The organism is Paenibacillus sp. Root444D2, from assembly GCF_001426375.1.
Lineage (GTDB): Bacteria > Bacillota > Bacilli > Paenibacillales > NBRC-103111 > Paenibacillus_E.
The window spans coordinates 32,813-53,858 of the sequence record NZ_LMEO01000029.1; the positions used below are offsets into that span (position 1 = coordinate 32,813).

20 protein-coding genes are annotated in these 21,046 nt (G+C 46.5%); 7 read left to right on the top strand and 13 right to left on the bottom strand.

The genetic code is table 11. From position 1 onward, the window contains the following. Both ASD40_RS17530 and ASD40_RS17535 read right to left on the bottom strand, forming a co-directional pair. The gene (locus tag ASD40_RS17530) at nt 1-1,071 is read right to left on the bottom strand and encodes an ABC transporter permease subunit (protein WP_057304478.1); all 1,071 of its coding nucleotides are present in this window, start codon (nt 1,069-1,071) and stop codon (nt 1-3) included. A 144-nt stretch (nt 1,072-1,215) separates the two neighbouring features. Then, nucleotides 1,216-2,931 (bottom strand): ABC transporter ATP-binding protein, encoded by a 1,716-nt coding sequence (locus ASD40_RS17535; RefSeq protein ID WP_057304479.1) that lies wholly within the window; start codon nt 2,929-2,931, stop codon nt 1,216-1,218. A gap of 149 nt (nt 2,932-3,080) precedes the next feature. Here ASD40_RS17535 and ASD40_RS17540 point away from each other — a divergent pair, with 149 nt between their 5' ends. The 3 genes from ASD40_RS17540 to ASD40_RS17555 all read left to right on the top strand — a co-directional run bounded on the left by ASD40_RS17540 (nt 3,081) and on the right by ASD40_RS17555 (nt 6,669). Further along, the gene (locus tag ASD40_RS17540) at nt 3,081-3,863 is read left to right on the top strand and encodes a lipase family protein (protein ID WP_057304480.1); all 783 of its coding nucleotides are present in this window, start codon (nt 3,081-3,083) and stop codon (nt 3,861-3,863) included. A gap of 646 nt (nt 3,864-4,509) precedes the next feature. Further along, nucleotides 4,510-5,016: a hypothetical protein gene (locus tag ASD40_RS17550; RefSeq protein WP_057304482.1), complete on the top strand. Its 507-nt coding sequence runs from the start codon at nt 4,510-4,512 to the stop codon at nt 5,014-5,016. Between the two features lie 117 nt (nt 5,017-5,133). Continuing rightward, nucleotides 5,134-6,669, top strand: coding sequence for an MDR family MFS transporter (locus ASD40_RS17555; protein WP_057304483.1), 1,536 nt, complete (start codon nt 5,134-5,136; stop codon nt 6,667-6,669). Nucleotides 6,670-6,753: 84 nt separating this feature from the next. Here ASD40_RS17555 and cysK read toward each other — a convergent pair whose 3' ends face one another. Next, a complete protein-coding gene (cysK, locus tag ASD40_RS17560; RefSeq protein WP_057304484.1) occupies nt 6,754-7,686 on the bottom strand; it encodes a cysteine synthase A in 933 nt (310 codons plus the stop codon). Nucleotides 7,687-7,907: 221 nt separating this feature from the next. On the opposite strand from cysK, the gene ASD40_RS17565 reads away from it, so the two are divergent. Beyond that, entirely contained in the window at nt 7,908-8,582 is a 675-nt protein-coding gene (locus tag ASD40_RS17565) for a hypothetical protein (protein ID WP_082562268.1), read from the top strand. A 93-nt stretch (nt 8,583-8,675) separates the two neighbouring features. Here the strand turns inward: ASD40_RS17565 and ASD40_RS39095 are convergent, their stop codons facing one another. After that, complete coding sequence (locus tag ASD40_RS39095) at nt 8,676-8,798, bottom strand: hypothetical protein (RefSeq protein WP_268795904.1); 123 nt, start codon at nt 8,796-8,798, stop codon at nt 8,676-8,678. Between the two features lie 1,085 nt (nt 8,799-9,883). On the opposite strand from ASD40_RS39095, the gene ASD40_RS17570 reads away from it, so the two are divergent. Beyond that, entirely contained in the window at nt 9,884-10,642 is a 759-nt protein-coding gene (locus ASD40_RS17570) for an exodeoxyribonuclease III (RefSeq protein ID WP_057304485.1), read from the top strand. A gap of 66 nt (nt 10,643-10,708) precedes the next feature. Continuing rightward, complete coding sequence (locus ASD40_RS17575; protein ID WP_235549289.1) at nt 10,709-11,020, top strand: DUF3817 domain-containing protein; 312 nt, start codon at nt 10,709-10,711, stop codon at nt 11,018-11,020. Nucleotides 11,021-11,463: 443 nt separating this feature from the next. Here ASD40_RS17575 and ASD40_RS37245 read toward each other — a convergent pair whose 3' ends face one another. The 3 genes from ASD40_RS37245 to ASD40_RS17590 all read right to left on the bottom strand — a co-directional run bounded on the left by ASD40_RS37245 (nt 11,464) and on the right by ASD40_RS17590 (nt 12,961). After that, nucleotides 11,464-11,622, bottom strand: coding sequence for a hypothetical protein (locus tag ASD40_RS37245; protein WP_156390063.1), 159 nt, complete (start codon nt 11,620-11,622; stop codon nt 11,464-11,466). Nucleotides 11,623-11,799: 177 nt separating this feature from the next. Next, complete coding sequence (locus ASD40_RS17585; RefSeq protein WP_057304488.1) at nt 11,800-12,309, bottom strand: DUF4188 domain-containing protein; 510 nt, start codon at nt 12,307-12,309, stop codon at nt 11,800-11,802. A 16-nt stretch (nt 12,310-12,325) separates the two neighbouring features. Next, nucleotides 12,326-12,961: a TetR/AcrR family transcriptional regulator gene (locus tag ASD40_RS17590; RefSeq protein WP_057304489.1), complete on the bottom strand. Its 636-nt coding sequence runs from the start codon at nt 12,959-12,961 to the stop codon at nt 12,326-12,328. Nucleotides 12,962-13,189: 228 nt separating this feature from the next. On the opposite strand from ASD40_RS17590, the gene ASD40_RS17595 reads away from it, so the two are divergent. Beyond that, nucleotides 13,190-13,846 carry a DUF2306 domain-containing protein gene (locus tag ASD40_RS17595; protein WP_057304490.1) on the top strand — a complete coding sequence of 219 codons (657 nt, stop codon included), beginning with the start codon at nt 13,190-13,192 and terminating at the stop codon, nt 13,844-13,846. Nucleotides 13,847-14,597: 751 nt separating this feature from the next. Here ASD40_RS17595 and ASD40_RS17600 read toward each other — a convergent pair. The 6 genes from ASD40_RS17600 to ASD40_RS17625 form a co-directional block, all read right to left on the bottom strand. Then, the gene (locus tag ASD40_RS17600; protein ID WP_057304491.1) at nt 14,598-16,169 is read right to left on the bottom strand and encodes an ABC-F family ATP-binding cassette domain-containing protein; all 1,572 of its coding nucleotides are present in this window, start codon (nt 16,167-16,169) and stop codon (nt 14,598-14,600) included. A 49-nt stretch (nt 16,170-16,218) separates the two neighbouring features. Then, complete coding sequence (locus ASD40_RS17605; RefSeq protein ID WP_057304492.1) at nt 16,219-17,526, bottom strand: MFS transporter; 1,308 nt, start codon at nt 17,524-17,526, stop codon at nt 16,219-16,221. Continuing rightward, nucleotides 17,502-18,176: an ArsR/SmtB family transcription factor gene (locus ASD40_RS17610; RefSeq protein ID WP_057304493.1), complete on the bottom strand. Its 675-nt coding sequence runs from the start codon at nt 18,174-18,176 to the stop codon at nt 17,502-17,504. Before ASD40_RS17610 ends, ASD40_RS17605 begins: the two co-directional genes overlap by 25 nt. Before the next feature lie 767 nt (nt 18,177-18,943). Further along, on the bottom strand, nt 18,944-19,780 hold the full coding sequence (locus ASD40_RS17615) for a sulfurtransferase (RefSeq protein ID WP_057304494.1): 837 nt from the start codon (nt 19,778-19,780) through the stop codon (nt 18,944-18,946). Between the two features lie 30 nt (nt 19,781-19,810). Then, nucleotides 19,811-20,284 (bottom strand): GNAT family N-acetyltransferase, encoded by a 474-nt coding sequence (locus ASD40_RS17620; RefSeq protein WP_057304495.1) that lies wholly within the window; start codon nt 20,282-20,284, stop codon nt 19,811-19,813. An 81-nt stretch (nt 20,285-20,365) separates the two neighbouring features. Continuing rightward, a complete protein-coding gene (locus ASD40_RS17625; protein ID WP_156390065.1) occupies nt 20,366-21,025 on the bottom strand; it encodes a hypothetical protein in 660 nt (219 codons plus the stop codon). Between the last annotated feature and the right edge of the window lie 21 nt (nt 21,026-21,046).

A 21,046-nucleotide genomic window follows, 5' to 3' on the forward strand; every position in this document is an offset into this window, starting at 1 on the left:
TCAAACCACCTCCCCTGTCCGAACGATAAACTTTTTGCGCAGCAATGCATAGAACACATGAAAAGCCATAGCAACTAGCGCAAGTGCCATACAGATAGCCGACATGGAGGAGACACTCTGTAAAGCTGGGGAGACGATAAAGCCTCCTAAACCGGAGATTCCGCAGATGGCCTCCGCAACAGCCATACTGGCGAGTGCCAGTGTGGTCGCTTTGGGTAAGATCGCCAGCAAATCAACCATTACATTTCGCATTACATGAGAGACGAGCACCTCTCTGCGAGTTAACCCTTTGGCTAGCGCGGTGACGACATAATCCTGTCCAAGCTCACGCGCGATCGCGATGCGAAGGGTGCCGTAGATGGTGACTGAGGGAATCAGTGCGATCGTGAGAAACGGGATGAGGAACGGCGTCTTATCACCGACTTGAACAATAAGCAGCACAAAGTGCCCCAAATATTTCGTCGCATAGACCGCCCCCAATTGTATGAGAACGATTAAGAAAAAATCAGGTAAGCCAACAAGCAAAGCATGTGTACCATCCATCAAGGCACCTAATCGGCGGAACATAGATGCTGTCATCGCAAATAGCACACTAAGCGCAATCGCGAGCAGTAAACCAGGAATGAAATAAGTACATGTGCGAAGAAGCATGTTGGGGAGCTCCCCAAGAACAGCCACCTCTTTCCTATTGAAAGGACTGCGAAATTTACCAAAATCACCTTGAGCGAAACCTTTGATTTGCTCTTTTAGCGAATAGCCGTAATAACGCCAGGAAATAATGGGATGCTCTAGAGGCACAGTGTTCGCACGAAATATGCCTTTGATCGATAATGTCTTTCCGATATAGTCCCATGACTTCCCATAAGGAACAGACAATAAGCCTGTCTTTTCATTTAGAACTTGACTGCCAGGCAGCTGCTCACTTATTTTCTGGATGCTCGTATCTGGACCTATGGCGACCCGAATCTGATCCGGCTGCGTAGATAAAAAAGCGTTCCGGATATTGCTTAGAAAGAAGATGCACACGAGTGTAAATAACCCAAGCAATATCCACCGAAATATCGAACTCAACTATCATCACCTCGTTCTATTATTCACCGTTGGTAGATAACTATTTTCATAGTTTATCACGATTCATTTGGAAGTTCTATCCTATCTTTGGGAATAAAAAGAGGCTGCAGCAAGCTATCTTAAGCTAGCTTGCTGCAACCCTGTTTAAGAACTATACTGCGCTTGGTGCAGGCGACTATACACACCGCCTACAGCGATGAGTTCCTCGTGTCCGCCCTGCTCGGTAATGCCTTGCTCCGTTACGACGACAATGCGGTCAGCATTCTTGATCGTCGCCAGTCGGTGGGCAATGACTAGCGTCGTGCGGCCACGCGACAGCTCAGCCAGCGACTGCTGAATCGCCGCCTCTGTCTCCGTGTCGAGTGCCGACGTCGCCTCATCGAGGATAAGAATCGGCGGATTCTTCAAGAACATCCGCGCGATCGCGAGGCGCTGCTTCTGACCACCAGAGAGCTTGACGCCGCGCTCACCTACTACCGTATCCAGCCCCTTCGGCTGCGACTGGATATAACCCGCCAGCTGCGCGCGCCGCGCAGCTTCCCAGATCTCCTCGTCCGTCGCGCCTAGCTTGCCGTACGCGATGTTCTCCCGCAAGGTGCCGGAGAACAGGAACACATCCTGCTGCACGATGCCGATTTGACGGCGCAGCGACTCCAGCTGGATGCTGCGAATATCGTGGCCATCAATGGAAATGCTGCCCGCACTCACATCGTAGAATCGAGGCAGCAAGCTGCAGATCGTGGTCTTCCCGGCACCGGATGGACCTACGAAAGCAACGGTTTCCCCAGCTCGAATAGATAAGCTGATATCATTCAATACTCGGGCTTCATCCCCGTAGCCGAATGACACCGAGTCGAAGGTAATTTGACCATCTAGATGACTAACCTTCACTGCATTCGGCAGATCAGCTACCTCAGGCTCCGTATCAATGACTTCAACATACCGTTTAAAGCCGGCAATTCCCTTCGGATAGCTTTCAATGACATTATTAATTTTCTGAATGGGACCCAGAAAAACGTTCGTTAAGAGAACAAAAGCAATAAACTCTCCATAGGAAATCTGCTTGTCTATCACGAACCATGTGCCGCAAATAAGGACAAAAACGGTTACCAGACGCATCAAAATGTAACTCAGCGAAACGTTCCACGCCATGATTTTATAGGAAAGCAGCTTCGTCAACCGGAACCGTCCATTGTTATCCTCAAACAGCTTCTTCTCGTAGGACTCATTCGCAAAAGCTTGAACGACACGAATCCCACCGATATTGTCTTCGACTCTTGCATTAATATCGGCAAGGTCGCCCATCATTCTACGGAACGTCTTCGTCATTTTTTGATTAAAATACACCGCAATCCATAGCAAGAATGGGACGATAACGAAGGTTAAGAGCGCTAACTTCATATTAATATGAAGCATAAGCAGGAGTGCACCGATCAGCGTCATTATCGCAATGAACAAGTCCTCTGGACCATGATGCGCAACTTCACCAATCTCAAGCAGATCGTTTGCCATACGGGACATTAATTGGCCCGTTTTGTTATTGTCATAGAACCGAAATGAGAGCTTCTGCAGATGATCGAACATCTTTTTCCGCATATCTGTCTCGATATTAATCCCCAGCTTATGCCCCCAATACGTGACAATGAAATTTAGCACTGTGTTGAGTCCATAGACAGCAAGCAAACCCGCGCAAGCCCAAAGAATCCATTTCCAATTCCCGGCAGGAAGCAATTTATCGACGACCTGATTAACAGCAAGCGGGAAACCCAATTCTAGGAGCCCAGCCACGACCGCACAGGTAAAATCCAAAATAAATAAGTGCTTATAGGGCCGATAATACGAAAAAAAGCGTTTTAACACGTGTATCCCCACCTTCCTTCGCCTATTATACCTGATAGGATCAGCCTGCTGAAAGCCTCCTAGAAAATAGGCGATTGTCGGAGGACAGATGTCCACTATTTTCATATATATAGGAGAACGGCATCCTGTGTGTACGGAGGAATGGACTTATGCTCAGCAATTCATTAGATACAAGGACGGCTATCTTTCTAGCAGCTATGTGCAGCCAAAGCTATATCCAATTTGAAAATGGTTCCGAAAGCGTTATTATGCCGCACAACTACCGGATGGTTTCTTCCTTCAAGGCGACTTCCATCCTGAGTGAAAAAGAGTTGTTCGGCTTTATTGCCGAATCCGACGGACAAATTGTCATCGTATTTCGAGGAACGCATACGACATCCGATTGGATCTCAGATGCTATTGCCAGGCAAATCCAGTTTCCTTACACAAAAGAGCAGTCCCTCGTACACCAAGGATTTCTCGACATCTACCGTTCAGCCCGCAAATCGATTGTGACTGCTCTAAACAAACTTTCCACGGAGAAAACGCTGTACATTACAGGGCATAGTTTGGGAGGAGCCCTCGCTGCTTTATGCGCCGCCGATATTTCCACAAACACGAAATTTAAAAATCCCTCCGTGTATACTTATGCTTCACCGCGTGTTGGAAATCAGGCATTCGCTAGTCTTTTCAACCGCCGGACCGGGCCTCACTACCGTATTTATAATACCAATGATATCGTCCCGTTGCTTCCGCCCTTCATCTATAAATCTCCTCGAACGGATAAGGTTTACCACTACATCCATGTGAAAAAGGGGGTTGAATTAACTTATCAAGGGGGCTCCGTCTCCGCTAACCACACGATTAACAATTATTTTGCCGAACTTGCCAAGCTGGATCCCCGCTTCACACAGCAGTTATACGAGCAAACTCCGGGATTTTGTCCGAATTGAACAAGATTGCCAACCACCTGACCAGAAAGGCCGGGTAGGAGGCAATCTTTATTTTGCTTAGATCAGCTGCCCTTCTAAAGAGGAAGGTTTAAACAACTCAATAAAGGTAAAAATAGGAGTCGATACTTATTTGCATCTACTTACGCTATTCGATTATTTTGTAGCAAAGGAGCCTTGCCTTGATTCTAGTCATTTGCTTGTTTTTTGTTTGGTTTAGTATCTTTATATTTGCCTTTTTACCCACTAAGTTGTCTGTCATTACGAACGTGCTGCTTTACATGTTCTTAGCTGTCGTGGACATTAACAAATTAACGATCTTAAGTGACACTATAGGCGTTTTCCAACTCAGCAAAAAGGTTCCTGAATTCCTTTCGATGATTATACATAGGGATTTCACCTTTTCATTAACACTTCTTACTTTTGCCAATGTCTACCTGACCACATTGAAACGCAGTACAAAAATAGGCATTTCTTTGTATACATTTTCTTTTCTCTTGGGCACAAGTCAATTCCTAAGATTCTATGGCGTATTAACCTATAAGAGATGGAATATCTTCTATGAGTGTCTACTACTCATCTCACTAATGATTATAACTTATTGGTTCGGCCGCTTATTAATTCATCTAATGCAAAGGGAGAGGACTCTATGAACGACATAACCATTTACGATAATCGATTTAACGGAAATGAATGGTTCGTCATTGCGATGATTGTCGTAGGGACCCTTGCGATTTGGATATTGCCAAAAAAGTTCAACTTAACTCAGAGCTTGTTTAATTTATTGATTGGGGTCGTTTTTGGTCTCATGTTTGATCACACCATCGCTGTCCCTCCCTTTGATTTGTACGATGTAGGTGACGAATCCCGTTATCAGCTGTTTGATATTTTCTCCTATACGATGTATGCACCATTTGGGTATATATTTATTTATTTTTACAAAAAATGGGGCGTACGTGGTTTTTACACGATACCCTACATCTTACTCTGGACATCAATGGGCATAGGTGTCGAGTGGCTTAGTGTACTTGTTGGTATTTTTCATTACAAACATGGGTATCAACTCGTTTATTCGATACCGATTTATTTATTTTTGCAATCTATTCACTTATTACTTTATCAAACGTTTTTTCCGGAGCGTAAGACGATTTCATAAACAGCTTCTAGAGAACATTCTTTTCCTCACACGTTTCAACCCTGACAGACTCTTGTCAGGGTTGTTTGTTTATAATCGGTTTATACAAATCAATGATTGAAGAAGGGAAATGATCACATGACGAAATCAACGAATCAAACTGGCATTGTTTTAGCCGGATTACTACTAGCCATTCTAATGGCCTCGATGGACAATACCATCGTTGCGACCGCTATGGGCTCCATTATCGCAGACCTCGGAGGACTCGATAAATTCGTTTGGGTCACTTCGGCTTACATGGTCGCTGAAATGGCAGGGATGCCGATTTTCGGTAAATTATCGGATATGTATGGGCGCAAACGCTTTTTCATCTTTGGTATCTTGGTGTTTATGCTTGGATCCGCTCTTTGTGGAACAGCCACCTCAATCGTCCAGTTAAGCTTGTACCGGGCCATACAAGGTATTGGCGGCGGTGCTTTGGTACCCATCGCTTTCACAATCATGTTCGATGCGGTTAAACCGGAAAGCAGAGGCAAGCTAATGGGATTGTTTGGTGCAGTATTCGGTATGTCCAGCATCTTCGGGCCTCTCCTTGGCGCTTATATGACCGACTATATTAAATGGGAATGGATTTTCTATATTAACTTACCACTTGGATTGATTGCCTTCCTGATGATTGCCATCTTCTATAAGGAATCCCTCCAGCATGCTAAACAACGTATCGACTGGGCTGGCGCATTCTCGCTTGTAGGTGCCATCGTCTGCCTAATGTTCGCCATGGAGCTTGGGGGCAAACAATTTGCGTGGAACTCCGCTCAGATCATTGGCTTATTTACCGGATTTGCTGTTCTTACGGTTAGTTTCCTCTATGTGGAGACGCGGGCAGAGGAACCGATTATCTCCTTTCGGATGTTCCGGGATCGCCTCTATTCGGCAAGTAATGCGATCGCGATGTTAAGCGGAGCCGCCTTCATTACGGCATCTGTCTATATTCCAATCTTTATTCAAGGTGTTCTCGGAGGAAGTGCAACGAACTCAGGACTCGTACTTCTGCCTATGATGGTCGGCACTGTAGTTACAGCTACGGCTGGGGGCTTCCTCATTAGTAAATTTTCATATCGAGCCATCCTGATCTCCACCCTCATTCTGCTTGTGGCAGGTATGGCACTGTTAATTACGTTGACACCAGATTCATCGCGTTTGCTTATCACTATCTACATGATATTAGTAGGCTTGGGAATTGGCGCTTCATTTTCTGTGCTAAGTAACGCTGCTATACATTCCGTACCTGTCAGTCAACGCGGGGCAGCGAGCTCTACACTGAATTTCCTTCGCTCACTCGGCATGACGATCGGAATCACCATTTTCGGCATTATTCAAAGCCATTCGTTAACCCGGCATTTATCGGATGCCTTTACAGGGAGTGGTCAATCCGCGATGCCGCAGGGTCTAGACTTTAAGGACCCGCATGCCCTGCTTGACCCAGCGACTCGCACTCAAATTCCGGAGCAAGTGCTTGGGAAAATATCTGAAGGACTCTCCTCCTCCATCGTGGCCACATTTGCGTGGGGACTAATCCCTGCAGTACTAGCTTTAGCTGCCGCATTTGCTATGAGTAAAGAGAAACTCGTGATAGAAACAGATAAAGAAACGTTCGTTGCCGCAACGCATTAAGAGCAGTTTCCGAATAAACCGTGAAGTACAAAAAGACCAGAGATCCACCGCGGATTCCTGGTCTTTCTTTTTGAGTTTTAAATATCACTCATCAAATAGATTCGTAGACAAGTACCGCTCACCGGTATCTGGCAGGATAACAACGATGATCTTCCCTTTATTCTCAGGTCGTTTAGCAATTTCTCTTGCTGCGTAAGCTGCCGCTCCGGAAGAGATGCCGACCAGCAGACCTTCCGTTTTGGCCAATTCACGGGCCGTCGTTACAGCGTCCTCATTGGTCACTGTAACTATTTCATCTACAATTGATCTATTGAAATTATCTGGAACAAACCCAGCACCGATACCCTGAATATGATGCACACCACGACTGCCGCCTGACAAGACGGGTGAATCGGCTGGCTCGACGGCTATCACTTGGACCGATGGATTTCTCTGTTTCAGTATCTCACCTACACCTGTGATCGTCCCTCCTGTACCAACTCCAGCGATGAAAATATCGACTTTACCGTCTGTATCATTCCATATTTCTTCGGCAGTGGTATTTCTATGAATTTCCGGATTGGCCGGATTACTAAATTGCTGCGGTATAAATGAGTTTGGCATCTTTGCAGCTAATTCCTCTGCTTTTTTAATTGCGCCTAACATGCCTTCAGAGGCTGGCGTGAGAACGAGTTCTGCACCCAGTGCCTTTAATAATTTCCTACGTTCAATACTAAAAGAATCAGGCAATATAATGATTAACCGATACCCTAGTGCAGCTGCCGCAAAAGCAAGAGCGATTCCTGTATTTCCGCTGGTAGGCTCAATAATGACAGTTTCTTTATTGATCTTACCGGATTTTTCAGCCTCTTTAATCATAGCGAATCCGATACGATCTTTTACACTGCCAGCCGGGTTAAAATACTCCAACTTCGCGACAACTTTGGCATCAAGTCCATGCCGATTATTATAATTCCAAAGCTCGAGCAGCGGCGTATTACCGATTAACTCTGTCAAATTGCTATAAATTTTCGTCATAAGAAAACCTCGCCTTCCATTTAAATATTAAACCTATGAACTTAATCGGATAAATACAGCATATCACGCAGGCGAGTGAAAAAATAAATCAATAATGCTGATAGATAGGTACGCTATTTTCTTATATTATGCTTATTTGGTATAATAACCGTAGACGAAGAACGTCCTTTAGCCTTTTGGCGAAGGGCGTTTTTTATTTTTTTCAGGGGAGGTTTCCGCTATTGAATTTTGAATTTATGCATCAAACGTTCGTTGACTATCATGCTGCTCTCCGTAGCGGAGAAAGAAAGGGGCGTCTCATTAGGGGACATTTATACGCAGAAAAGTTTTTTCTCCAGAATGTCTGGTTTCCGCTGTTTGGTCATCTCGAACACTTGCATCCGGAGTATGAAATTTATGATTGGAATCGCAAATCCCAATTTATCGATTTCGCCTATATAACGCCCTTTGGTCGTTTTGGTATTGAATGTGACGGTTTCCAGAGTCATGTCAAAGATATGGATCGCGAGAAGTTTAGCTACTCGCTAAATCGAGAAACGTTTCTAACCGCTATGGGGTGGAAAATCATGCATTTCTCCTTCGATGATATACAGAATCGTCCCGAGGTATGCCGGATGCTCCTGCAAATGGTTATTGGACCTTGCATGATCCGAAATGGAACAACGAATTCGGCTGCTATTTCAGCCGCTAGTATGGAGAAAGAAGTGCTGCGGTTAGCTTGGAGGCTAAACAGGTGGATTCGCCCTAAGGATGTCATCGACCATATGGACGTTGACTTTCGAACAGCGCGCAAGTGGTTGCGCTCCCTGGTGGAGAAGGGATGTCTGTCTCCTATCGCTAGAGGGAAGGACATTCGTTTTTATGAATTGAAAGAGGGCTCGTTGGAGCACATATAGGGAGAGGTGACTTGGCAATTCATGCCCGTCCTTCTCTCCCGTTCCTTGACTTTTGACCTTTGACTTTTGATTTCTGACTTCTGATTTCTGATTTCAATGCTTCTCATAGCTTCCTATCCCCACTTTCTCATACACATCTAGATTTCTCGCTTCATCATACACATCTTTATCACAACCCTCATTCCCACCTTCATTCCTCAACTCCTCATTCTTCATCACAAACCTCATTCCCATTGGATTAAATACAGTGTTTTTGGAAGATTGAGAGTGGGATGGGCTGTTGCATTGGATGATTTCCAATGGAAACATCTGCACTTGGCTTAAATCCTCGATTTCTGAACATTTGAGTGGATTTCGTCCAATCAAATGACTATTTCCGTGTTAAGACCAGATATCTGTTGTATTTAATCCAATGGTGGATGTGGAGGAGCGAATGAAGGGATCTGTGGGGGATGAATTGACTTGGTACTAGTTATAAGTCATCCTCACTTCCTCATGCATAACTTCATTCCAGGCTCACTCCTCAACTTCCTCAACTCCTCATTCTTCATCACAAACCTCATTCCCGTTGGATTAAATACAGTGTTTTCCAAAATTGAGAGTGGGATGGGCTGTTGCATTGGATGATTTCCAATGGAAACGTCTGCACTTGGCTTAAATCCTCGATTTCTGAACATTTGAGTGGATTTCGTCCAATCAAATGACTATTTCCGTGTAGAGACCAGATATCTGTTGTATTTAATCCAATGGTGAATGTGGAGGAGCGAATGGAAGGAAATGTAGGAGATGAATTGAGATAATAAGGGTTGTAAGTAAAAATAGTAAGTAAGAGTGAGTAGGTATGGGTATGAGTATGAGTAGTAAGTATGAGTAGTGAGCATGAGTTATGAGTAAGAGTAGTAAGTAAGAGTAGTGAGTAAGAGTAGTGAGTAAGAGTAGTGAGTAAGAGTAGTGAGTATGAGTAGTGAGTAAGAGTAGTGAGTAAGAGTAGTGAGTATGAGTAGTGAGTATGAGTAGTGAGTATGAGTAGTGAGTATGAGTAGTGAGTATGAGTAGTGAGTATGAGTAGTGAGTATGAGTAGTGAGNGAGTAGTGAGTATGAGTAGTGAGTATGAGTAGTGAGTATGAGTAGTGAGTATGAGTAGTGAGTATGAGTAGTGAGTATGAGTAGTGAGTATGAGTAGTGAGCATGGGTAGTGAGAGTAGTAAAGTTCCCCTGAACTTCATACTTCGCAGACAAGGATGAACTTATGGTACACTGAACTATATACGACTGTAAGCAGCAAGGGGAAAAGATGAAGATGAAACTAGTATCCTGGAACGTTAATGGGTTGAGAGCATGTGTTAATAAAGGGTTTATTGATTATTTCGAGCAAAAAGAGGCAGATATATTCTGTCTTCAAGAGACGAAGCTGCAGGAAGGGCAAATTAATCTAGAACTGGGCGAAGCCTATACACAATATTGGAATTATGCGGTTAAAAAAGGGTATTCCGGCACCGCCGTTTTCACAAGAATGCAACCGCTCTCGGTGAGATATGGTATGGAGGAGAACGAAGAGCCGGAAGGTCGGATACTTACGTTGGAATTCGACAAATTCTACCTCGTAACCGTCTATACCCCTAATGCAAAACGTGATCTCTCAAGGCTTGATTATCGTGTGGAGTGGGAAGATCGCTTTCGCAGCTACCTCTTGCAATTAGACGCCCAAAAGCCTGTTGTCGTTTGCGGCGATTTGAATGTTGCCCACCATGAAATTGACATCAAGAATGCGAAAGGGAATCTCAATAATTCAGGCTTTACCCCCCAGGAACGCGGCAAAATGACGGAATTGTTGGATGCAGGGTTTATTGATACGTTCCGCCACCTCTACCCGGATCGGGCTGATGTCTATTCGTGGTGGTCTAATATGCCAGGCGTAAGAGCGCGGAATGTGGGATGGAGAATCGACTATTTCCTTGCTTCTACGAGACTTGGTCCTAAAATCATTGATGCACAAATTGACTGCGATATATTGGGCAGCGATCATTGTCCTGTCGTATTGGAGCTCGATTTGACCTGATAAATTAATTCAAACGTTGAAAACGAGATTGGAGCGATTATTATACTAACCTCTTCCTTAGGGCGTTTGCGTCTAACAAGCTATATTGAAGGTATTTCTTATCTTTTTCTACTGTTTATAGCCATGCCGTTTAAATACTTCTTGGACCAGCCTCAACTCGTTTCTGTCGGCGGTATGTTTCACGGCGTAATGTTCGTGCTTTACATCTTAACAGCGATGCACGCTTTTGTGCAAAGACGTTGGAACTTGAACCGAGCCCTCCTAATTATTGGCTGTATCTTCATCCCGTTCCTCTTCATCAAGCAAGATCGAATGATCCATAATGAGGAGTTAGAGCTAAAGAAGGGCCATCCAATTGGCCCAAAAAAGAAGGCTTAGACGATGCTCAAGCTGCTTTATTTCATCATAGCACTTCTTTGAACCCCTTCTATGGGGTTCTTTTTCTATTCAGCAAGTCTTGAAATTCAAGACTTTTATAAAACAAAAAGGCTGCAGCAGCCTACCCAAAGGCAAACTGTCACAGCCCGTAAACCCGTGCGCCATGAAGGCTAGCGGTCTTTTCTCATCGCGATTCGCAACCGATTATCCTCGTACGGAACCCACTTGTACATATAGATGTAAACTAATAATCATATGTTCTACGATGTGAATTTCGACTTCGAATATAAGATCTGACGGATTTATAGCCATATATGCTTAGCAGGAGAAGCTCGAGAACCCAAATAATGATGGTCGAAATATTGCTTAGCTCGTATTGCAAATAATTAAATTCCGCGAATTGCTTGCGCTCGAACTTATCAGCCACCATTTGAGCGACATGATCACATGGTGCGGAAATAGTAATCTATGCCCATCACACCACCGAATAAGATCACAGCGATAATTGTGACACCCACGAACCGTCCCCACCTTCGGCCCATCAAAAGCTCTATAGTGAATCCGACAATCAGAACAAGAAAGAACGCTGCCCAATAAACCATCTGCTACCTCAGCTTTACTTCATTATCTTTGCCTGTTTAATAAGCATCGGTCGTTCGATCGGACGTAATGATGAACTTTTCTGCATCCATCGTTCGAAAATGGAAAATAGCATTCCTAACGATATTTTCCAACCTATTTGGAGAGATCGCGGCCTCCACTTATCCAACTGCAATCACTTATGTCGGATTAGAAGGCGTTGGAACGGCAGGCTCTCCATCCCTCCCAAGCCTTCTGCTTGCCGTTTCTCGTTTACCGACAGCGGGGACGTGACGTCCAGCCTTTGCAAGTCCAGATATAGGCATGTTGTTATACACACATTCGTAATTTCCTTCAGGAATCAGATAGGTTTCATGGTAGATCCCGACAGCGCCGTCCGTTCCAACCTTTTTATTAAAATTACGCCACGCTTCTAAATGGGTTGCACCATGTCTAGCATAGTGTTCTAATTGCTCAAACGATTTCCAATACTGGATAAGGGTCACGCCTCGCCAAGAGAGATGAAAACTGGCATCTACAAAACCTAATTCAGGGTTGCGATACAATTCTTGAAGCATCGGATTCATTGCCTTAGCCACAGGGAGCCACTTATGTAGAGCCCATAATTTGTTCACTCTCATCCCAATGATAAAAACAACGAAAGAACCATCCATCTGCGCCGTAAATCTGCCTGGAATCACTTTACTCATGAATTCATCGCTCCTTTTACCTATTTTCAAGCAATTGTAGATGGGTGTTATAAAAGCCCTTAATATCCTTGGAACCATATAGTTGAGCGGTCAAAAATGCCCCGTAAAACACCGTAAACAAAACCTTAACCGCTGTTTCTACCGTAAATTCTTTTCTTAACTTTCCTTCAGCCTCCGCCTCATTCATGCAACGATGAAACAGTTTATACATATCAGGTGTCTGAGCACCAACTTCCTCATGACCAGGGAACAGCAAATGAACCTCCGCTTCACTCAATTCCGGCATACAAGGATGCATGTTCATTTCTGCTAGAAAAGATATCAAGCTTGGCATCAATCCCGCTCTTTCCTGGGCCTCTTCCGCCACTTTATGGAGCACATGCTGGATAACCGAGAATCCGCGTTTACCCTCCGCTTCAATCTCAATGATACGTTCCGTTAACCAAACACGCATGAAATAAACGAGCAAATCTTCCTTTTTCTGAAAAAACTTAAAGAATGTAACCCGGGATATTTCCGCTTTTCGGCAAACATCGTCAAGCATCATGTCTCGAAACATCTTGTCTCCGATTAGTGACAAACTGGCTTCATACAATGCCACTTTGGTTCTAGCCTTTTTTAATTCCCTTAGAGAAATAGCTGACCGATCCATGAGTAATCTCCTGTAATTATAATTAACTTTAGTAAATAAGTTAACATGAGTTAAGTTATTTTGTCAAGGTAAAGCAATTTATACAAGCCCCCTAAGAAAGGCTTCACGGAAGCTCCATCCCCGACTTTGGGTGGGGTCTTCACTCCGTCTTAAGCCGCTTTTGAAGGTGATCACCTTGATGATAGAATCAACTCAATGATAAAAGAGACCGAATGCGAGGGATGGATAATGGGAGTACGACGAAGTACGATTCGCGCTTGGGCATTTGGACTATTGGCTTTTTTGGCTTTGGCAATTGGAGCTTATGCTTTGGTCATGTACGGAACACCAGACCACCTCCATAAGCAGTCGTTCGTAAAAGGAAAAGGTAATTTGCCCGATTTGTGGTACAACATCCTCTGGGCTCATGCCATCTCGTCTGGAGTAGCACTTGCAATTGGCTGGCTTCAATTTATCAAGAAGCTTCGCCACCATGCTCCGAACATTCACCGTTTGATCGGCTATATGTACGCCACAATGATTACAATCGCGGGCCTAACCGGCTTGTACTTAGCTTTCTATGCGAATGGCGGTTGGTTCGCGAAACTTGGCTTCGGATCGCTGTCGGTCCTATGGCTTTACACGCTTTTCCGCAGTCTAAAGAGCATCATCGTCGATCGTGACAAGGCCGACCATGGCCGCTGGATGGTACGTAATTATGCGCTCAGTTGCGCGGCAATCACACTTCGGATATATACCCCGCTGGCTGCAGTATTTCTAGGATTGACCGATACAAACGATACTTTCATCGTTATCGCCTGGATTGCCTGGATACCAAATTTGTTGCTAGCAGAGCTTATTATTGGTGAAAAGAAACGTACGAACAGCAGGACGTTTGTACGGTAGTTATGAACGGTCATCAAAAAGGGCCAACCCATCAGATTTGTTTGCAAAGAAACTAAAAAAACCTAGCGGCAGATTGATCACTGCTAGGTCCTTTGTTGTGCTATGCGATACGTTTTGATCATTGGGAGGGAATTGGACATGGGGTTCTAACCGTTCCCTGAAATCGTGCTTCTTTGAATTTATTTAGCGGCTATAACACGATTTCAAATATGGCCGCTATCGCTTTTCCACTCCATTCCCATTCCCTTTTCTGTTCTACTTTGTGCTTCCTTTCCACTTGTATTCGGCTTTCAATTCGGTATTTATATCCGTAAACGCCCTTTGTAATATTCCAGGTACATTTCCCTCCACAAGCTTCGCAGGAATTGCGGTTACACTTTAGAAAGGGTATCCATTAACGCTTTAGTTCTGTAAAAAACTTAAACATTCTTACATGTTAAGAAAACCCCTCCCAGCTACTAGGACATCTGGAACGATGCAAAACATCATTACAAGCCACATACAGCGCGGGGGCCAGCACCTGTTTTCATCTGCAACGATGTAAAACATCGTTAAAAACCATACACAGCGCGGATACCAGGCCGTATATCACCTGTAAGACAGGGGGAACCTCTCGGTCACCCAAAACTTCTTATCTTACCAAAAAGGGCCATAGCAGGCTACTCATCGTAACCTGCTACAACCCTTAAACCCGCGTCCGACGCGGCCTTTCTTTTCATCAAGACCCAGCTCCAATTGAGAAGCCTCTTTCCTATAAATTCTGCTCGCTTATCCCCAATTCCGGGTCGAAGGTTAGCATTTTCGTCCCGATTTTGTCAATAAAGAACCGATCATGGCTTACCGTAATAACGGCGCCGGGAAAATGGATCAACGCCTGCTCCATGACCTGAATGCTCGTTAAATCCAGATGGTTAGTTGGCTCATCTAATATGATGACTGCGGCACCGGAGAGAAGGCATTTCGCTAGCGCGACCCGAGCCTTCTGTCCGCCGGATAGGTTGCCAATGAACTTGCTTAGATCCATCTCCGAAAATTGCAGCATGGATAGAAATTTGTTCACCTTTTTCCGCGGGGCATCCAATCCCAAACCGTACGTATTCACCGCGTGGCTCACGGTATCCTTAGGATTAAGCTCCTCCCACATCCGGTTGAAGTAAGCGTAGCTGACGCCTTTCTCCCAGATCACCTCGCCGGATTCGGGCTTCTCCTGACCCGTTAGCACCTTAATGAGCGTGGACTTCCCGCTTCCGTTGGGACCCACAATGACTAAGCGGTCTTCCTTCTGAATGTCGAAGCTCACGTTCTGAAAGATCGGCCGATCATCGTAGGTCTGCCCGATTTTCTTGACTTCGCATAGCTTGTCCGGAAAACGCAGTCTCTCATAAATATCAGTGATAAGAACATTTACGGGGTGCGGCTCTATCCGCTTTTTATTATCTGCCAGCTGGCGGGAGAGACGGTCCTTTGAAGACTTCTTGCTAGCACGGTTGTCGATGGCTTCCGACTCCATGAGCAGAAGCTCTTCCTCCCACTCGAACTGGCGGTCCAACTCCTTCTTGCGCATCTTCTTTTTGCGAATGTAGTCGGTGTAATTCCCTTCGTATTCCTGAAAATGATAGTTCTCAATCTCGATCGTTCGCGTGACTACTTTGTCAATAAATTGCCGGTCATGTGACACCAGAATCATGGCGCCTTTAAAGCGATACAACCACTGCTCCAACCACGCTATACCTTCTATATCCAAGTAATTCGTCGGTTCATCGAGCAATACGACATCAGGCAGCTCGATTAGCATCTTGGCGAGCGCGGCACGGTTTCTCCACCCTCCGGACAATTCATCGATAGGTTGATGGCGCGATCTCTCGTTGAACCCCAGCTTCGTAAGAACTGTGTTAATCTCGACAGATACGTTCCAGCCATCCAAATGATCCATTTGTTCAAATAGCTCAGCCTGCCTCGTCAGCAGCCTATCCATTTCACCGTCCTCGGTGACTAAACCCAGCTTTTCTCCAACTTCCTGTAGTTCCCTTTCGATAAGTACAACCTGCTCGAAGCACATTTCAAGCTCTTGCTGAACGGACAGGCTTCCGCGCATTTCCGAGAATTGGGAGAAGTACCCTACTTTAACCTGCGGATCTATTTCCACTCTTCCGGACGTTGGCTCTTCTTTACCCATAATCAGCTTAAAAACCGTCGACTTACCGGCACCGTTCCGCCCGATTAGGCCGATACGCTCTCCTTGCGTTACGCGAAAATAGATATCGCGAAAGATCAGGGACTCTTCATATTTCTTAGTGACGTTCTCCAAACGAATTACACTCATGTCTATCACCCTTCTAACTCCGTCAGTCTAGCGTGATTATAACACTAGATCATTGTGCTAATCTCTTTTCGTTTTGATCTATCGACCGATCCCTGCGTAACCAGATCATAACCGGGATTAGCAGCAGAGAAAGGAACCCGCCCGCCAGAGAGAGGACGGCGAAGCTGGAATTGGCGACGACCATGCCCGACAATGCTCCGCCAGATGCACCCGCCAATGATACCAGGACATCCACGGTTCCTTGTGTCTTGGCACGTGTGGCCGGGGATGTCGCATCGATAATCTGCGCGGTGCCGCTGATCAGGCCGAAGTTCCAGCCGAGCCCAAGCAGTGCCAGCGCGACGATGAGCCAGATCATCGAATCAGCCGGCGCCCATGCGGCAAGCAGTCCCGCCAACAACAGCGTGAACCCTGCTGCGCAGGACATGAACGTACGCCCGACCTTGTCCACGAGAATTCCCGTTACCAAGGAAGGCAGAAACATCGCCGCAACATGAATGCCAATCACCATGCCGACCGCGCTCAACCCATGTCCGTGCTGCTTCATATGGATCGGCGTCATCGTCATGATGGCGACCATCACGACCTGCGTCAAAACCATTACGGTCGTCCCGATGATGATCCCCCGGTTACGGATGGATGGCGCCATGTGATTTGCATTATCCGTCGCTTTGGATGGATTCGCTTCTTGCGCTTCGGCGATCGCTCTAGCAACGAGATACGGATCTGGACGGAGCAAAGCCCACATCACCAGACCCGCAAGAATAAAAGCGGTCGCCGCGAGCATAAACGGGCCCGACAGAGCAGGGGCGCCGACAGAAGTCGCGAATCGTCCCATAACCCCCACCAGGTTCGGCCCCGCAACCGCACCAAACGTCGTGAATACCATGGCTAGACTGACGGCTCTCGCACGCTGCTTAGGCTGAGCTAAGTCAGTTCCCGCATAACGCGCCTGCAAGTTAGTCGACGTGCCGGCGCCATAGATCAGCATTGAAGCGAACAAAAGCGGAAGGTTATCAGCGATAGCTGCGAATGCGACCCCCATCGCGCCGATCCCCCCAGCAAGAAAACCCGCGGTTAGGCCTACACGTCGGCCCAGGCTTTGAGACAGCCTACCGACAAACAGAGACGACGAGGCCGCGCCCAGCGTCAATAGCGCCGAAGGAACCCCTGCTAAGCTATCCGTCCCGAGCATTTCCTGAGCAAGCAGCGCTCCGACCGTGACCCCTGCCGCGAGTCCCGCTCCGCCGAATAGTTGGGCGATGATCACGATCATAAGCGATCTCCGATAGAGCTGCTGCTGTCTCTCAGGAGAATGAATGTACTCTCTAATCAATTCACTTCTTCCTTCAGCCATTCATGCTCTCCCCCCTCCAGCTTGTATGCCGTGATCCCCTCCCGCTGCAACTTGGCAACGGCCTGTGTCGAACTGATGCAGTAGGGGCCTCTGCAATACACCACAACATCAACGGGCCTAGGCAGCTTTTGTAGATACGACTCCAACTCCTCCATCGGTATGGAGATGGCCCCCACGAGATGACCGGCCTCATATTCGTCTCTCGGTCTTACATCGAGTAGGATAATCGCTCCGGCTTCCACTTTCGTCCTTGCTTCCTCCAAAGATAGCGTCCGAATATCCTCATACTCGTGTAAAAATTCCTGTTTAATCCGCGCGACGTCCGCAAGTTGACTCTCGCCAATGCTCCACAAAGCAAACAAAAACGCGCCAATTGATGGGTCAGCCAGCGAATAGATGACATATGTACCTTTCTTGCTGAACTTCACTAGCCTGGCATCGAGCAAAACCTGCAGATGGCGGGATACGTTGGCCACGCTCATCTCCGTGACTTGTGCCAGCTTTTCTACCGACTTAGGACCCTGAGCAAGCAAACTCAAGACTTCAAGCCGCTTGTCGCTAGATAGACATTTCCCCACCCGGGCTAATTGCTGAAACAGTTCATTCTTAAACTCTTTTGCAGAAGTGATTTCCTCGGGTACTGATTCCATAATTGTTCGTCCTTTCACATTCAATTCATTAATTGAATATTAGATTGGAAGTAGGGTGTTCGTCAAGAAATAATCATCCTAAAAGGTTCAGGGGGAGATATCTGGAACGGAAAACATTAATCTACAAACGAACAAATAAGCGCGAAAAACGCGCTTACAGCGAGAGCTCCGCGAGTCGAAGCTCGTCGACAGTGTTTGAGAGGTCAGAATGGAATTCTCAGCTGACCGTCCTGTGCGTCCGTACTGTGAAAGCGCGGTAAACGCGCTTAATCGCACAACCTCGAACAAATAAGCGCGAAAAACGCGCTTACAGCGAGAGCTCCGCGAGTCGAAGCTCGTCGACAGTGTTTGAGAGGTCAGAAATCGACTTCTCAGCTGACCGTCCTGTGCGTCCGTACTGTGAAAGCGCGGTAAACGCGCTTAATCGCACAGCCTCGAACAAATAAGCGCGAAAAACGCGCTTACAGCGAGAGCTCCGCGAGCCGAAGCTCGTCGACAATGGCTGAGAGGTCAGAAATCGACTTCTCAGCTGACCGTCCTGCGCGTCCGTACTGTGAAAGCGCGGTAAACGCGCTTAATCATGCAGCCCCGAATAAAATCACCCTTCGGGATGATGAAGCTTAACCACTATCCCCAACTTTAGGCACATCTTATCCATAGACTGAGAAAATCATAATTTCCCATACAACGAAAAAAGGCCGCAACAGCCCACCTCTCGGCAACCTGTCACAACCCTCAAACCCGCGGAAAACGCGGCTTCCCAGTTTTTACTCTTCGCCCTTCGCAATCGGATTGTCCTCATATGAGATCCAATCGCTCCAGCTTCCGCTATAGAGCTTCACGTTATCAAACCCTGCTTCGCTAAGGCCCAGCACGTTCGGGCACGCCGTCACGCCGGAGCCGCAATAGACGATGATTTCATCGGCATCGCGCAGCGCGGCAAAGTGCTTCTCCTGCTCCGCAGCTGACAACCAGGCGCCGTTCTCACCGAGAACGCCTTTCCAGAAGAAGCTGCGAGCGCCCGGGATGTGGCCGGCCACCGCATCGATCGGCTCTTCCAAGCCGAGGTAGCGGCGCTCCTCGCGCGAGTCAACGAGCACGGTGCCTGGACGGCCGAGCTTGTCCTTGACCTCGTCCATGCTGGCCAGCATGGCGCGATGCACCTTCGGTGAGAAGGTCCGCGGGAATACCGTGGACACTTCGTCGGTAACCGGGTAGCCAGCAGTTTTCCAAGCTGTATACCCTTGGTCTAATACGTATACCTCGGAGTGACCGAGGAATTTCAGCATCCACCATAACCGCGAAGCCATGGCTCCGCCTTGATCGTCGTATGCCACGACGGTCTTCGTACCATCGATCCCGAGGTTGCCCACGAGGATGGAGAAGGCTCCTAGATCAGGGAGCGGATGCCGGCCTCCATGCGCCATTTTGCCACCGGAGAGGTCTTTCTCCAAGTCTACATAGACAGCTCCTGTTATATGGTCTTTCTCATAATTCTGTCTGCCTGATTCTGGTTGTCCTAGCGCAAATCGGCAATCCGCAATCACGATGTTGGCATCGCCAAGCTGTCCTAGCAGCCACGTCTGACTTACGATATTTTCCACAGTTTCATGCCACCATCTTTCGTCATTCGATTAATCGCCCATTCCACTCGTCGGATTAGCGGAGTACGTCTGCCAATCACTGCGATCTCCACCCATTTTATCGTAAAATGCTTGGGCACGGAAGTTATCTTTGGCTGTTGTCCAAGTTAAATTGGCATAACCATTTCTCGCGGCATATCCTTTGCAAGCAGCAAATAGTTTCGCTGCCGCACCCTGACCACGTTCAGCCTCAATGACGAATAAGTCGTTCATAATTGCTATTTTGGAAGCACGCAAAGTGCTGAAGGTAAAATATAAGGTCGCAAAGCCGACAAGCGTCCCCTCTTCCGTCTCCGCTACGAATTGAATACCTTCCTTCTGCTCAAGCAGCAGGTGGATCAATCCGTTCAACTTCTCATCCTCGGGTTGCCGATACTGGTAGAAGTCCACAATATAAGCGAGCATTAACGTTTTCAACTGCGGAATATCTTGCATTACCGCTTCACGAATCGTAACTTGGGTCATTTAGGGTGACCTCCTATTCCTAATAAGTCTATATACTCATTGTACCCCAAATCTTGGCTTTATGATGAAAGGTACCCTTGGTTAAATGTCTTCCATTTCTTTCCGATACAGGAGATAAATGATCCACCCTAATAGTAGGCATAAGCCCGCTGCGAAATAGAATATGGACGTTATTTTCAACGTAACCCCATAGTAAGTCAACGAGAACAGTACAAATGCAAAGAGAAACACATGAAGCAGGACATTTTTCTGTGGAAGCCAAGCACTTTTCGAGCTTAACTCGATTCGAACGGTAAACCCTAACCGTTTTTTAACCAGAACCAAAGCCGTAAGGTACGAAAGCGATGCGGCCACGATTTTCAAAGCACGATATGAGGAATCAAGCCCCTTAAAATAGGTATCCAGAGAAATATGGGTAATGAGCGGCATGATAAATAGAACAATGGCCAAATAAATCGTATAGCCAAGCGAGCCAAGAAACGCTACCAAGAGCGCATGCAGCTTTCGCACACGAAATATATAGTGAATAAAGACCGCTTCCATTACAATAATGAGCATAGGTTGCAAGCTCTCCGCCCACTGCTGGGATAAAAGTAATCTAAACAAACAAGCAATAACGAAGGAAACAAGCAGCACAAGCGGCCATTTTGTTTTCACCGAGATCCGGAATAGGGTAAGTCCCAACACGAGCATAGAAAATAGAGTTATTGTGCCAATTGGAATATGACCATACCAATCCATTTGAACCTCCAACCAATAGAT